General features: G+C 54.8%; 11 protein-coding genes. 4 read left to right on the plus strand and 7 right to left on the minus strand.

All coding sequences use genetic code 11. The features are described from left to right. Positions 1–2: 2 nt before the first annotated feature. Positions 3–2534: a glycoside hydrolase family 97 catalytic domain-containing protein gene (locus tag ADG72_RS08125; RefSeq protein WP_080978679.1), complete on the minus strand. Its 2532-nt coding sequence runs from the start codon at positions 2532–2534 to the stop codon at positions 3–5. 98 nt (positions 2535–2632) lie between these two features. Here ADG72_RS08125 and ADG72_RS08595 point away from each other — a divergent pair, with 98 nt between their 5' ends. Then, on the plus strand, positions 2633–4831 hold the full coding sequence (locus ADG72_RS08595; protein WP_080978680.1) for an alpha-galactosidase: 2199 nt from the start codon (positions 2633–2635) through the stop codon (positions 4829–4831). Between the two features lie 106 nt (positions 4832–4937). Here the strand turns inward: ADG72_RS08595 and ADG72_RS08135 are convergent, their stop codons facing one another. The 4 genes from ADG72_RS08135 to ADG72_RS08150 all read right to left on the minus strand — a co-directional run bounded on the left by ADG72_RS08135 (position 4938) and on the right by ADG72_RS08150 (position 9377). Next, positions 4938–5393, minus strand: coding sequence for a Dps family protein (locus ADG72_RS08135; RefSeq protein ID WP_048714243.1), 456 nt, complete (start codon positions 5391–5393; stop codon positions 4938–4940). 179 nt (positions 5394–5572) lie between these two features. Beyond that, a complete protein-coding gene (locus ADG72_RS08140; RefSeq protein WP_048714245.1) occupies positions 5573–7573 on the minus strand; it encodes a helicase HerA-like domain-containing protein in 2001 nt (666 codons plus the stop codon). 35 nt (positions 7574–7608) lie between these two features. Further along, positions 7609–8211: a type II toxin-antitoxin system PemK/MazF family toxin gene (locus tag ADG72_RS08145; protein WP_048714247.1), complete on the minus strand. Its 603-nt coding sequence runs from the start codon at positions 8209–8211 to the stop codon at positions 7609–7611. A gap of 53 nt (positions 8212–8264) precedes the next feature. Next, positions 8265–9377, minus strand: coding sequence for a hypothetical protein (locus ADG72_RS08150; protein ID WP_048714248.1), 1113 nt, complete (start codon positions 9375–9377; stop codon positions 8265–8267). 59 nt (positions 9378–9436) lie between these two features. Here ADG72_RS08150 and ADG72_RS08155 point away from each other — a divergent pair, with 59 nt between their 5' ends. Both ADG72_RS08155 and dnaG read left to right on the plus strand, forming a co-directional pair. Then, positions 9437–10699: a deoxyguanosinetriphosphate triphosphohydrolase gene (locus ADG72_RS08155; RefSeq protein ID WP_048714249.1), complete on the plus strand. Its 1263-nt coding sequence runs from the start codon at positions 9437–9439 to the stop codon at positions 10697–10699. 64 nt (positions 10700–10763) lie between these two features. Next, complete coding sequence (dnaG, locus tag ADG72_RS08160) at positions 10764–12725, plus strand: DNA primase (RefSeq protein ID WP_048714251.1); 1962 nt, start codon at positions 10764–10766, stop codon at positions 12723–12725. Between the two features lie 14 nt (positions 12726–12739). Here dnaG and ADG72_RS08165 read toward each other — a convergent pair whose 3' ends face one another. Further along, positions 12740–13234 (minus strand): hypothetical protein, encoded by a 495-nt coding sequence (locus ADG72_RS08165; protein ID WP_048714252.1) that lies wholly within the window; start codon positions 13232–13234, stop codon positions 12740–12742. Further along, positions 13231–14163, minus strand: coding sequence for a hypothetical protein (locus tag ADG72_RS08170; RefSeq protein ID WP_239667708.1), 933 nt, complete (start codon positions 14161–14163; stop codon positions 13231–13233). Before ADG72_RS08170 ends, ADG72_RS08165 begins: the two co-directional genes overlap by 4 nt. 142 nt (positions 14164–14305) lie before the next feature. On the opposite strand from ADG72_RS08170, the gene rimP reads away from it, so the two are divergent. Continuing rightward, positions 14306–14776, plus strand: a complete 471-nt coding sequence (rimP, locus tag ADG72_RS08175) for a ribosome maturation factor RimP (RefSeq protein WP_034251706.1) — start codon at positions 14306–14308, stop codon at positions 14774–14776. Positions 14777–14782 lie beyond the last annotated feature (6 nt).

A 14782-nucleotide genomic window follows, 5' to 3' on the forward strand; every position in this document is an offset into this window, starting at 1 on the left:
GCTCAATTCCTTTCTTGAGGTGTTGTGTGGTGAGTATGGGCTGACCTAATCAATTGCGGGTTAACCCAATCAATGTGTGCTTCTCGATCAGAATTCTGTCGTGTTTCGAGGCGGAGAATTTCCCCGCACAGATTCGGAAGAGAAATATCGAGTGGTTCTTTCGACTCGATATCTTTTTGGAGGAGCGGCTTGCCATCCACACTGATGTGGATTTGTGCCGATGTATTTGGTGTTTCGTCATCGATGCCAACCAGGCAGGTGAATGTGAATTCGTCCTGGCTTAGTGCGATTTCAACGAACGCGCGATCGCTAACGCCTAAACCGCAAGAGTATCCAACATTGTTGATCGTTAGTGGTGATCCATCATTTGGATCGCCTCCGCCATTGGACTGATCCCTTTCAACAGGTCCATTTGCGTTGGCGCATCCAAAGAATGTCGTCTTGTGAAGATTTGTGAGGCTGCCGTGTGGGAGAAGGACCTTGATATGTCGAATTCTTCTATCTGTTAAGTGGTTTCCTTGAATAAAAGTCATGGTGTATAAATCACCTGGAATACCGTTTTCAGGTGCTTGGAGGGTCACTTCTGTTTCTGACCGTGCAGTGATCTCCCAGCCGGGAGCGGGACGGCAGATTTCTTCGGATTCGCAGGGAAGCGTAACTTTACCGCTGTAATCTGCTTGTGCTAGGCCGGGATGCACTGAAGTGGGGCTTAAAGGATGAGATACCTCTGGTGGAATGCCATGCAAACTATTCTTTTCAAGGTCTACAACGATGATGAAACCGCCGTCTCTGGGAACATTAATAAAGGTGTCTTCTCGGATTTGAGAGAGGGACTTGACAACTAGCGATGACTTCCCCTGATCTTTTGAGGAGCCAGAATCGCGCACTAACGTTAGCTCTGCACTTCGAAAGTCGTGATCTGTTTGGATGATTTTCGACAGATTTAGGGGGACGCGTGAATCATTTTGACCGTTGATGCAAGCGACAAACCACTTAGAGCCAGTACGACGTGCGATGAGAGCGTATGAGTCAGGCGTCCCACCCAAAAGCTTGGTCTCATCCCAAGTGTCTGGAAGACTCTTCAGTAATTCCTGTGCAACTGGGTGGGAGCGGTAAGAATCTGGGGAATCGGCGAAGTGCGTGATACCGCATTCAAAAGCGATCGAGAGTGCAAGTTCATGTGCATTGCTGGTTGTGCGCTTAGGGGCACTGAAAGTCACTGGCGTGTAGTCCATTGATCCTATGACGTTGCGAGTGAAAACCTGGCAAACGTTGTGGAGTGAACTGAGCGGCTCCTTATAAAAAACGTAGTATTCTGCCCCGCGAATTGCCTCGTATCCGATCACCTGAGGATAAGTGCGTGCCCATCCTCGCGGAATTACACTCCCGTGAAAGTTGACCATCAGTCCTAAACGAGCGGTTTCAGACAAAATTGACTCATACCATTGATAGCGCTCGCGGCTCTCGGACTCCATGAAATCGATTTTTACTCCGCAGACTCCCCACGAATGCCAGAGGGCAAGCTTCTTTATATTCTCGGGGCCGTCAAGGTCATTCCATGCACTCCATAAGTGAACGCATACATTTCGTTGAGAAGCGTATGCGACGAGCTCCGGAACCCAGGCCGCATCCCAGCCACAATCGACAAGAACATGATGCCACCCTTGCTCGTAAGCAAAGTCGACGAAGCTTTTCTGGGTTTCAAGGTATGCCCCGGAGTATTGGCTTGACCACCAAGACCATGCCGCGTGGCCGGGTAAAACGTATGAGATTGGGTCTGGTTCTGTGTCCTTTGCAATGTGCGCGCGAGCTAAATCGTCAACAAGAGTGGATTCAACGATTGAAGTGAGTGAACCAACGATAAGTACTCGCCAAGGTGATGTGAAGTGGCTGTCGGCTGAAATCTGTTCATCGGCGAGGGTGAAAGTGAAGTAGCCGTCTGTCCACACAAGGTGTGCCCCGCAATTGCTGCCATCGATATCGGACTCGCTGATGAGGTAGTTTTCTTCTGCATCGGAGTAGATCAGTGTCGGTAAGCCGTAGGCTCCGCGCGGTAAGTCTGCAGCCGTATGGACTATTCGTGCTTCCTCATACCAGGTGGTGTAGGGGAGCGTACAGACCTTAGCGGCTGTTGGGCAGTGAATCTGCGTATTTTCTTTCAGAATTTTGAATGGGGTTGATGAGGGCAGGTCGTAGCGAAAGGCTAGTCCATCGGTGCATTCTCGGAGATAGAGATTCCATTCGATTCCGTTCTCTTCGAAGAATAAGCAGTGTTCCAGATGCCGAACATAACGAGTGCCTGTTTTCTTGCCGAATAGAGCCGTGTACTGCTCATCAACTTCTCGCGACGTAGTTTTAATCAAAGAAGGGGCGAGGCCGATCGTCCCTGTGTTTGTCGTCAGTCCGAAAGTGATCTCGGTCTGTGTGCGTGCAGAATCCGGGAACAATCGTAGGCGTAGCCGAGTATCGCATGAGAGTTCCCAACGATCGGTCTGAATTAACCGTTGGGATTGTGTGAGGGAGCTGCTGCCCATGGTGACCTCGAAATTAACGTTGAAGCATCTTTGCTGTGTTGACACGAAAGAGTAACGGTATTAATTTACGGTGTCAAGAATGGTTTTGGAGATGCGCTATGAAAGCTCAATCAGTCGGATACCAGGTACATTGCATTCATTCTGATCATGTCAGTTTTGCCATCGCTTTTGCGAAGGATGTTGCCCCGTACGTTGTCCACTGGGGAAGACGCGTCAGTGACGCCCAGGTTCAGCAGATCGCTGATACCAGTATTGCTTCGGTAATGAATAGTTCGTTCGATAGTCCGCGTACGAGGGGACTGCTGGACACCGTCTTTCAGGGAAACTCTGGAACTCCAGCAATTCAATGGTGTACTGAAGAAGGGAAGGTTTTTCCTTTCTTCATGGAACAGATAGCAACGGATTCCAGAACGATCACGATTGTCTACCGTGCGCGTCAATCTGTCAGCAAACGCGATGATGCGAGTGAAGTAGTTGCGGAGGTTACCCAGAATTTCGAGCTACATGATTCCGGGGTTCTTTCCGTAAAATCCAGTGTTCGAAACACAAGCAGGGGTGGGCATAAGCTTTTTGTCTCCGCTCTCAGTTGTTTGCTTCCAGTACCTCACCGGGCGCAAGAGTTGGTTGATTGCAGTGGAAAATGGGCGAACGAACGCGAACTTCAGCGTCAGCAGCTTCGGAATGGAGCCTGGAGAAGGGGCGCCTTTCGAGGAAAGCCAGGCCATGATTCCCCTTACTTGACGGTACTTGGAACACGGGGATTCTCATTTAGGAGTGGTGAAGTATGGGGATGTCACATTGCTTGGAGTGGGAATTGTGAGGTTGTGGCCGAACGGCTCCCTGAAGGGTGCGGTGTGCATTCGGGTGTCTTGGGTGGAGGAGAGCTTCTACAAGATGGAGAAGTTATTCTCTCTTCCGGTGAGGAATACGAATCTCCGATGGCTCTCTTCATGTGGAGCGATCACGGACTTGATGGGCTTTCGAAGTGCGTCCACACTTACGTTCGGAGCTGGAATTCACTTGGGAAGAAACCGCGTCCCGTTTCTCTAAATACCTGGGAGGCTGTCTACTTTCAGCATGACGAGGAACGGCTAATTAACCTTGCACGTTCCGCTGCTTCCATCGGCCTTGAGCGGTTTGTGCTTGATGATGGCTGGTTTCTAGGGAGACGTGATGATCAAGCAGGACTAGGCGATTGGTTTGTTGATCCTGAAGTGTGGCCGAACGGGCTTACTAAGTTATCAAATTGCGTGCACGAACTGGGGATGGAATTTGGGCTTTGGTTCGAGCCTGAAATGGTCAATTTAAATTCTGATTTCGCCCGGCAGCATCCAGATTGGATTCTTGGCGAGTTGAGCAATTTAAGTTGGAGACACCAATTTGTTGTTGATTTATCGCGTGAAGAAGTGAGCTCATATCTAGAAGAACGCATTTGCGCGCTCGTCGAGGAGTATAGAGTCGACTACATCAAATGGGATCACAATCGTGATTTATTTGCTGCAATCTCGCCCTCCTCAGGCCGTGTGAGTGTTCACCAACAGACCATTGCGCTTTATGAGCTCCTCCAGCGCATACGTTCGCGCTTCCCTGCCCTTGAAATCGAGAGTTGTGCGAGCGGAGGTGGACGTATTGATCTTGGAATTCTGCGCTATGCAGATAGAGTCTGGGCATCAGACTGTATCGATCCTCTTGAGCGAGTGCGGATTCAGCAAAGCACTGAGTTACTAGTCCCCCCGGAATTCATTGGGATGCATGTTGGCGATCGAATTGCCCATACGACCCATCGAACGACCGATCTGGCAACCAGAATGGCCGCTGCGCTTTTCGGCCATGCAGGGATTGAATGGGATTTGTTATCCTGCTCGTCCGAAGAACTAGACGAACTCCGTAAATGGGTTGAAATCTACAAGGCATATCGTCATCGCTTACATTCGGGAATTACGATTAATGCTGATTTCGTCCCAGAGGGATGCATCTTACGAGGAATAGTTGCAGAGGACTCTGGATGGAGTCTGTTTGCTTTTGCTCGTCTCCAGACAAGTAGCGAAGGATACACGCCAAGAGTTATTTTTCCGGGGTTAGCTCCAGACCGTTGTTATAGCATTCGTGCGCTCGGCGGCAGTTTTACTCCCTCTCTGCACCAAATCAGTGGGCCGAGATGGTTGGACGAGGATAGTCGAGACCCTCTTGTCTTCGACGGTGAGCTACTGGTCTCTGAAGGACTCCCACTCCCATACCTGAACCCTGGGCAGATCCTGCTTATAGAACTCGAATCTCTTTCTCAATCACACAGGTGACTAGCTGGGTTATAAAGTATTTCCTCTCGGCAGCCTAGGGAGGTTTACAGAGAGGAAACTGGGGCGCCTCCGAAGAGACGCCCCAGTTGAAGTCAGATTCAACTAATCAGTTGAGATCCTTGGTTGCTGCGCGCAGCATCCAGGCCTGCTTCTCCAGGCCGGTTGCAATGCCGATCAGCAGATCGTTGGACAGGTGATCGTGCTCGTCAACGGGATCAAGGGTTGCCTTGATGCGCTCGGAGGTCGCCAGAAGGTGCTCTTCGTACTGGCGAGCAGTCTTATCGGTGGGCAGGAAGCCGGGATCCAGCGGGTCAACCAGCGAGGTCGCTGCAACGGTCGCTGCGCGCGCATCGGGTGAAACCTCAATGGCGGCCATACGCTCAGCAACATCATCAGCGGCAAGGCGAACCTGGTCGATGATTTCATCCAGGTGCAGGTGGAGCGAACGGAAGCCGGGGCCTTCGATGTTCCAGTGCGCCTGCTTGCCCTGAAGCGACAGAGCGGTCAGATCAACAAGAGCCTGCTGCAAAGCTGCTGCAACAACGGGGTGTGCTTGAGTCATATTGTTCTCCTAAAACCTATCTAAACGTGCGCCCCGTAATAGGACGCACCATTGCTATCACTTCTAACAACTCCATTTTTGGCGATCACATTCCCTTTTGCACCATAAGGTGAAATATCCGACAAGGGTTGTGACACGACGTTGATAAAGTGTTCAGAAGTACTGAAAAATCGTGGAATTTACTTAAACAGTGTTCCCAAAATCGAACGTGTCAGCGAGCGTGCTGCAGTCGTTCCAACGGACTTGACCGTCGACTCAATCACGCGCTGTGTAGCGCGTGCACGACGCTCCTCAGCCTTTTCGGCCTCGCGACGCTTACGCTCTTCGGCCTTCTCGACCTCGCGCTGCAAGCGCTCAAGTTCCTTCTGGCGTGCTGCCTCTTCCTTCGCTGCCAGCTTCTCGGCTTCCTTCTGTGCCTTCGCTTCTTCAAGCTGGCGTTGGGCCTCGGCGGCCCTTTCCTCTGCGGCCTTAGCGGCATCTGCAAGGCGGGCTTGCATCAATTCGAATGCTGATTCGTTATCGACCGCGTCACGGTAACGCGACAGGAGCGGCGAGGAATTGATGATTGAAGAGACAACACCGGGATCAGCCGGGCCCATGACAGCGGCAGGTGCGTCCAGCATGGTCGGAGCAACTGGGGTCGGGCGTCCCTTCTCATCCAGAACCGTCACGACAGCCTGACCGGTACCCAGCGAAGTCAACACCTCAGTCAGATCCAGGGGAGAAGTCGGGAAGGTCGAAACTGCCTTCTTGAGGTTTGCTGCATCGTTTGGAGTATGCGCGCGCAGTGCGTGCTGAACGCGTGAACCAAGCTGAGCCAGAACCTCGTCGGGAACATCGGTGGGGGACTGTGTAACAAAGACAATTCCCACGCCCTTGGAACGAATCAGACGCACTGTCTGCACGACTGCCTGGAGGAACTGCTTCGAGGCATCGGTGAAGAGCAGGTGAGCCTCGTCAAAGAAGAAGACCAACTTCGGCTTATCGGGGTTGCCCACTTCCGGCAAAGTTTCGAAGAGCTCAGCCAAGAGCCACATGAGGAATGTCGAGAACAAAGCGCCCTGGCTGCCCAAGTCGGGTAGTTCCAGCGACGAAATGACGCCACGACCGTCCATTGACACGCGCATAAGGTCAGCGATATTGAAGGCCGGCTCACCGAAGAATACATCGCCGCCCGATGCCTCCAGAGCAGCAAGCTCGCGCAAGATGACTCCTGCGGTCGCTGGTGAAACACCGCCGATTCCCTTGAGTTCTTCCTTGCCTTCATCATGGTTTGTCAGGTAGTCAATGACCGAGCGCAGGTCCTTGAGGTCAATCAGCGCGAGCTGCTGACCATCGGCCCAGTGGAAGATCAACTGAAGGGCTGAGGCCTGAGTGTCGTTCAAGCCCAGCACGCGCGAAAGCAGAAGAGGGCCAAATTCGGTGATGGTTGTGCGGATCGGCACGCCTTCGCCGCGGCCACCCAGAGTGAGCAGTTCCGTGGGGAATGCTTTGCCTTCCCAGTTCTGGCCAATGCTTGCGCAGCGTGCAAGGAGCTTTTCAGAAGAGGTACCCGCCTGAGCCAAGCCAGTGAGGTCACCCTTGATATCGGTGACAAAAACGGGGACTCCCGCTTCTGAGAGACGCTCGGCCATCAGCTGGAGGGTTCGCGTCTTACCGGTACCGGTTGCGCCGGCAACCAAGCAGTGACGGTTCATGAGCCCCAGCGGAATTCCGACAGGTGCACCGGGAACCGGAGTATCGCCATCCAAGAAAGCACCCAGTCGCATTGAAGGCGAGGTAAAGGAGTAGCCCGCGCGGACCTGCTCCGCGTAGCCCTGCAGTTCGCCTTCGCTTGCCGAGGCCTGGGCCGGCTCGGCGGGAGCGGCTTGCGCAGGTGCAGCGGGGGCAGCCGGCGCACTTTCCGCAGGCTCCGGGGTTTGGGTGGGAGCGGCTCCGGAAGGAGCTGCCTGCTCAGCCAAAGCGGTATCGAGGGCTGCCTGCGCGGCCTCGGCCTTTTCGGTCGCTGCGTCGGCAGCGGCGGCCTGGGACGCGGCCTCGTTCTGGTCGCCCTGGCCACCTTGAGCGGCAAGAGCAGCATCGAGAGCAGCTTGTGCAGCCTGAGCCTTTGCGGCAGCTGCTTCGGCGGCTGCCTGCGCGGCCTCGGCCTTCAGGCGTGCAATTTCAGCGGAATCGGTCATTGTGGGTCCTCGCAGTGTTGTGGTGGAAGTGGTCGTTAGGCATTCCAGTGCTGACGCAGCGCGTCGCACACGGCATTGTAGGTTGAGTGGTCTACGGTCGCTCCTTCGCGGCGAACATCGCCGGGGGCAACAATGAGTAGGCGGTCCAGGCGCACCTGACTGGGGCGGCCCTGCGGATCCCATGCGCCGGTTCCGATCGGGAACCAGTAGCGCCCCCAATGTGCCTCTTGCTCGGCATCTTTGCGGTGGTCCTTGGACGTCAACTGGGCAACAACAAGCCCCTGCTGCACTCGCGAAAGCACGACAACGGGACGATCCTTGCCCTGGGTTGGGTCCTCTTCATAGGACACCCACGTCCACACGACCTCGCCGGGATCGGCATCCCCATCGGGATTTGGTTCGTATTGGAATGGAGGGAGTCCGTGTTCGCGAACGTCCCACACATTGTTTCCCTTCCCCGAGGCCTGGGCGGCGGAGGAAGAAGTACGTGCGGTGTGTGAACTGCGTGAAGAAGAGGAAGAACTGGAGGAGGAGCGTGACGAGGAACGTTTGCGTCCCTTCGAGGAACCCATTTCCTCTTTCATACTTTGGCCTGCGGCCTGGATAAAGATCGCGAGAAGTCGCTTAATGAAGTCCACGTGGTCTCCAGGTTTGATGGAACAATACCCTAAGTGTAAAGGGACGGAGGCGCTTATTCCGTGGCAAAAACGCGAGGTCGAACGCGTGCGGTTTCAAACCATGCGCATTGCCCGGGCGCAAGAGGGGTATCGCTGTTGAGCTGAGTGGGTAAAACCCCCGTCGAGACAAGCGGTCGGTGCTCTGAAGGCACAACGACAGTGGAGTCCGAGGCGTTGAAAACAACCAAAACTTGAGCGCTCATATGGACCAGGCAATCAGGTCCAGCCCAAGAGAGGCCTCGTACATGAGCAAGGGATCCAGTTCCCATTCCGTGCTCAGCTCGGGTACGCAGCGCCTGCTGGATCAACAAGACAAAGGAATGAGAAATGGCGTCTCTTGGTGGCGAATCAAAGTAAATGGCTCCAGGAAGGGCGAGCGCAAACAGAGTTCGCGCACGATGGAGCTCGCTATCCTCGTAAGGAAGTGCCGGCCATGCAGCCACGTGTCCCAAAGGATCACGGTTCATAAAAGTATTGGCGATGGCATCGCACAGCTGCGGGTTCTTCCACTCGATGTCGAGAAAAGTGTCATTGCGCAGGTGGTGGAACCAGGACTCTTGAAGAATTTCCTTCAGATCTGCATCATCCATATGCGGCAGGCTGGAGGTGAGAATAGGCAGAGTATCAGTATTAGCAACCTCCGCCATCACCAGGCGAAGTAGATGCATGAACTCTTGGCGCTCAGATGAATTCGGTCCGTAGTGTGTGAACGGCAAAGTCCCAAGATCGATACCGTCGGCTTCTGCATCAACGCATGCCCGTACGCGGCCAAGCAGCGTTGTTACCGTTTCATCGCTGGAATAAGGCCCGTTGAAATCGTGCGTATTCCATTCAGTAGAGGCGGGAAGATGGACGATGATCTTGACTCCGACCCTATGGAAATGCCTGACAAGAGCAGCGAGTTCCGGATTGACGCCCCAGATCATTTGCGGAATCGGGGAAATGAGCAGAGCATCTACGCCTACTCGAGCGAACTGAATCGCTTCCTTGCTCAGCAGCTGAGCAAGCTCATGATCAACGCGCTGGGGGATACGGCAAATTGCAGGTGAATACCACCAAGGGTGTGTGCCTTTCCGGGCAGCATGAACCAACGTCGTTACTACCTGGGTCCCCTTTGTTGCACTCACAGCACTATTCTTGCAGTTTTAGGCATCGAAAGGGTAGTTGAAGCAGTTAGGCTTATCACGTGCACACTCAGTATCCGTATAGCTCCGCAGACCGTGACCGTTACGTTTCAGAGGCTCAAAAGTCCTCTGTTCGTACAGATTTTGAACGCGATCGAGCCAGAGTGCTGCATTCCTCAGCACTTCGCCGTTTGGGCGAAAAAACACAGGTGCTGGGGCCAACCTCGGACGATTTCGTGCGCACGCGCCTGACCCACTCCCTTGAAGTTGCACAGGTGGGACGCGAGCTGGGGAAGGAACTGGGGGCCAACCCCGATGTTGTTGATGCTGCATGTTTATCCCACGACCTCGGTCATCCGCCATTTGGACACAATGGCGAACGTGCACTCAATGAACTGGCGGCTGAAATCGGCGGCTTTGAAGGGAATGCGCAGACACTGCGAATCGTTGCACGCCTTGAACCAAAGGTCATCGCTGAGGAAGGCCCCGCAGGGCTGAATCTCACGCGCGCAACCCTTGATGCGATTTGCAAATACCCCTGGGCGAAGGGCGAAGGTCCGAACCGGGAAAAATCCCTGCGAAAGTATTCTGTCTATGACGATGATCGCCCAACTTTTGAATGGATGCGTGAAGGCGTAACTCCCGGTGCACGTTGCTTGGAAGCTCAAATCATGGATCTTTCCGATGACATCGCGTACTCGGTGCACGACGTTGAAGATGCGGTCGCAACCGGAAAGATGGATCTTGAGAACTTGCGCAGCGATGCGCACACCCAGGGTGTCATCGACTCGACCATGAAGTGGTACGGGACTTCGGTTTCTGAAGACGATCTGGTTCAGGCGTTTGAGCGCCTGGTGAGCATGCCCGAATGGCTCAGTACCTTCAGTGGCTCATATGCGGATTTGGCTGCCTTAAAGGACCTCACCAGCGAACTGATCGGCCGATTTTGTAACGCGACAGTCGCGGCCACCCGTGAAATTGCAGGAGACGAACCCCTGGGCCGCTATCGCGCGGAGCTCGTTGTTCCGGCGCAAACCCGGGCAGAAATTCAGGTTCTTAAGGGCATGGCTGTCCACTATGTCATGAGCCCGCGCGAAAGCGAACCTGTTTACTATCAGCAGCGCACGCTGCTCAATGACTTGGTTGATGCTCTTATCAACGCAGGCCCCGAATATCTTGAACCTCCCTTTGCCGCTCAATGGCGCGCAACCACGGATGAGGGGAAGCGTTTGCGGGTCGTTATCGACCAAGTCGCCTCGTTGACAGATATTTCCGCCTCGCGCTGGCACGCGAAGCTGTGTGGGATGCTGTCCTCCCAGCTTTAATCAGAGGAACAGTACCGATACACATGCCCCTGCTAAGGAAGTGTCCACTCGCTAAACTGAACTCATGGCCGGCCTGATCCTCAAAGAAGACATCGCCGCCGTACGTGATGCCTCGCGCATTGAAGAAATCGTCGGCGAGCGCGTCGCACTGCGCCCTGCGGGTGTTGATTCTTTGAAGGGATTGTGCCCATTTCATGATGAACGCACGCCCTCGTTCCACGTTCGTCCCTCCCAAGGGTTTTGGCACTGTTTTGGCTGTGGAGAAGGCGGGGACGTCATCAGCTTTGTTCAGAAAGTTGATTCTCTTTCCTTTACCGAGGCCGTGGAAGCCTTGGCCCTCAAAGCTGGGATTACTTTGCGTTACGAGGCCGCGGGAAGTGGGACTCTTCGCCGCGAGGAGCCGGGGCGGCGCCAGCGCCTTCTTGATGCGCACCGCGTGGCTGAGGAGTTTTATCAGGCACAGCTCACTTCCCCCGAAGCGCATCTTGGGCGTCAATTTTTAGGACGTAGGGGCTTTGATGAAGCGATGTGCCGTCACTTCGGAATTGGCTACTCTCCGGCCTCGTGGGATGCGCTGACGCGTCACCTTCGTTCGAAGGGATTCACCGATCAAGAGATTGAAACTGCCGGCCTGGCGACTCGGGGTAACCGCGGACTTTATGACCGGTTCCGTGGAAGGCTGATGTGGCCAATCCGCGATATTACGGGCGCGACTGTTGGTTTTGGTGCCCGGCGTTTGAACGATGAGGACAAGGAATCCCCGAAGTACCTCAACACCCCTGAAACGCCGATTTATCACAAGTCCCAAGTCCTGTACGGTTTGGATCTTGCGAAGAAAGAAATCACTCAGGGACGCAGGGTTGTCATTGTTGAGGGCTACACCGATGTCATGGCTGCCCATGCTGCGGGAGTTGGGTGTGCGGTTGCAACCTGTGGCACCGCTTTTGGGGAAGAACACGTCAAGATTGTTCGCCGACTGCTGGGAGATACCGCCGATAGTGCGGCGGGAGTCGTTTTAAGTAATGGGAAGACCCATGGCGGTGAAGTGATCTTCACCTTCGATGGTGATGCGGCTGGTCAAAAAGCTGCGCTTCGTGCTTTTGATATGGATCAAAACTTTGCGGCGCAGACCTTTGTTGCCGTCGAGCCCCATGGTATGGACCCCTGCGAATTGCGGATGGCTCAAGGCGAGCGTGCGGTTATGGAGCTGGTGAACTCTCGGACCCCGCTTTTCGAGTTCGTCATTCGCTCCGTCCTGCGCCAATTGGACCTTAGGACTGCAGAGGGGCGCGTTAAAGCCCTTCGTGCCGCGGCTCCCGTGGTTGCCCGCATTCGTGACCGCGCTCTTCAACGTGAATACACCAGGTCGCTTGCCGGGTGGATTGGCATGGATATCACCGAGGTCGCACGCGCCGTGCGCTCCTCTGGGAACTCGCGCCCGGCCTCGAACGGGCGCGGGGGAGCGACTCCCGAGGCCTCGGCCCCTATGCCCGCTAGGCGCGGTCCGGAAGACCCCGTGTCAAAGATCGAACGCCAGGCCTTGGAAGCGCTGGTTCAATACCCCATGTACGTGGTGGGTTCGGGATTTGAAGAACTTGGAGGGGAGGCATTCTCGGTGCCTTCCTACCGCGCAGTTCACGACGCGATTCGAGCCGCAGGTGGGCTTGATTCCTTCGTCAAACTTCTTCGTCAGGCCGAAGAACATTTCGGTAAAGGGGAGAAAGCCACGCAAGCCGCGACTCGTGCCTTCGTTGATGACGTGCGCGAGCTGATGATTCCCGAAGTTGCAGCGGTTTTGATGGAACTTGCGGTTGCCCCGCTACCGCAAGATCGCGAAGATCAACTTCGCGCATACTGTCGTGGAGCGATGGGGGCAATGGTGCGTTTGGACGTGACGCGCAGGCTGGCCGATGCGAATGCGAACCTTCAGCGTTTGAGTGAAGATGACCCGCAGTACACTCAAGCATTCCGAGAGCTGATGCGTCTGGAAGAAGTGCGTCGCCGCTTTACCGAACGCGCACAATAGTCCTGCGGCAGGTACTACTCCAGTCCAACGCTTTCTCGCAGTTGGCGTTCAAATGTTTGAGCCACTGCGATTCCTTCATCATCCAGTGGGCCGTTGGCCGAAAGGACGGAAAACAACTCACCGTCTTCGCGTCTGCGAATCTGGCCGGTGATCACCGTTCCGGAAGGAGCCGTGACATTTCGGACAACGACCTGGGTGCGGTTCACCTTCTCGGAGAGGTCTTCCATAAAAGGACGCATTGATGAGTCACTGGATTTCAGAGTCAAAGGAGCGCGGGAAGGATCAACCCAGGTCACGCGAAGTTCCTGCTTTTCGCCGTTCCATCGCGCGTTTTGGATTTCGTACCACATTCCCGAATCAACAACGTGATCCTCTTCGATCAGGATCAAAGCAAAACGCCCCGAAACCAGAATCCGCGAATCGGAAAGCTCAATATGAGGCGAATTGACGTCCCCTGTGGGAACAATGTCTTGCCAGGCCGGTTTTGTATTTTCAGTTTCCGTGCTCATTGCAGTGTCACCACCGCTGGAATCGAGATACCGGGAGCATGCGTCCACAGGCGAACATCATCCAGTGCGGCGCGAGCACCGAAAAGTCGTACATCTTGGGAATCTGAAGCGAAGAGATTCATATCCGCACGCATCGATGCTTGAGCAAGAGAAGAAGGGGAGTGATCAGGCATCGAACAACGCAGCTGGCGTGTGTCTTTGCTCCCGCGTTCCAAAGAGCGTGAGGCCCGATCAAGAAGTGCGTTTTCAATGGTTTCTGCAGATGCGAAGTCCTCGCTTGTTGCCGCAGACTTCGGCAGTGTCTGAGCGATGCAATCCCAATTGGCCGTTGTCTGAGCGGCCTGTTCTGAGTTCGCAAAAGCAGAAGTCGTTTGTGAAGGCTGGGGGAGGGCTAAATCTGAAGAGGAGCCGGTACGAACAATCCAAGAAGGTGTCTTTCCGCTCTGGCCAATCAGTCGCTGTGCAAGCGCATCAACATCATGCTCGCCCTCATCCACGTCAAGCGCGTAGGCATTCGCCAATTGCACTGCCGAGGCGTAGCGCCCCAGTGCGACTGCGCTGAGTTGGCGTGCTTCTTCACTCGAGGTGATGGTCGGGTTTGCCGCGGTCTGAAGATCTCGACGAGCTGAGATCACCAGCCACGAGACGAAATCCTTCACCGTGTAGGGAGCTTCTGCAATCGTGTCGGGCTGGGGGAGTGAAGCGGCATCCTCGCGGCCTTTCCAGGGCTCCCATACTCCTCCGAGGAATTCCAAGCGTTCCCGGGAACTCGTTGCTACGGCCTCGAGAGCGGAAGAACACGAGGCGCACTGGGTGGCAAGGGAAGCAAGGGAATGTGCGCGTTCGGCGGCCGCGGCCTCGGTGCGCGCAGAGGTATCACGAGAGAGCGCGAAACCGGTCAAAGCGGGCAGGCTGCTGGTGGATTCCACGTGGATTCCACACGCTCCAAGAGAAAGAGCGCAGGCAGCAACGAACGCAGTGAAGAGTTTCGGGTGTTTCACAACAACATCATCCCATGGTCAAAAGACGAGTACGATTGCCTAGAATACCGTGTCGCGTGAAGGAGTGAAGGTGGCACCCACACAGATTGAAGAACAAGTCCGTGCACTGGTTGAAGGTATTGTCACCGGGGCCGGAGCCGAACTTGATGCGGTGACTATTCTCAAGCAGAATGGCGCCCTGGTCTGCCGAATCACCGTTGAAGAGCCCCTGGGAAGCGAAAAGCTATCCTCGGATGCGCTCGCGGATATCTCACGCGCAATCTCCAAAACCATGGATGCCGCTGACCCGATTTCTGACGCATACATGCTGGAAGTCTCCACCCCCGGTCTGGAACGCGAATTGAAGAAACCTGACCATTGGAAGCGCCAAATTGGCGGATTGGTCAGCGTCAAGATGCGAAATGGTGACAAATTTGTGGGACGGGTCAGCAATGCCGACGATAAAGGCGCTACTGTAGATACTGGCGCTGAAAGCCACACAATTGCATATGACGAGATCAAGAAGGCGCGTTCGCGCGTCGACTTCGGCTCGTGGGAATGAGGGACG

It is taken from the genome of Trueperella pyogenes (genome assembly GCF_001070855.1).
GTDB classification, from domain to species: domain Bacteria; phylum Actinomycetota; class Actinomycetes; order Actinomycetales; family Actinomycetaceae; genus Pauljensenia; species Pauljensenia pyogenes_A.

Bases quoted from the DNA above. Each gene is read 5' to 3' on its own strand.
- ADG72_RS08135 (WP_048714243.1), bottom strand. From the start codon at position 5,393: ATGACTCAAGCACACCCCGTTGTTGCAGCAGCTTTGCAGCAGGCTCTT.
- dnaG (WP_048714251.1), top strand. From the start codon at position 10,764: ATGGCCGGCCTGATCCTCAAAGAAGACATCGCCGCCGTACGTGATGCC.
- ADG72_RS08140 (WP_048714245.1), bottom strand. From the start codon at position 7,573: ATGACCGATTCCGCTGAAATTGCACGCCTGAAGGCCGAGGCCGCGCAG.
- ADG72_RS08165 (WP_048714252.1), bottom strand. From the start codon at position 13,234: ATGAGCACGGAAACTGAAAATACAAAACCGGCCTGGCAAGACATTGTT.
- ADG72_RS08595 (WP_080978680.1), top strand. From the start codon at position 2,633: ATGAAAGCTCAATCAGTCGGATACCAGGTACATTGCATTCATTCTGAT.
- ADG72_RS08125 (WP_080978679.1), bottom strand. From the start codon at position 2,534: ATGGGCAGCAGCTCCCTCACACAATCCCAACGGTTAATTCAGACCGAT.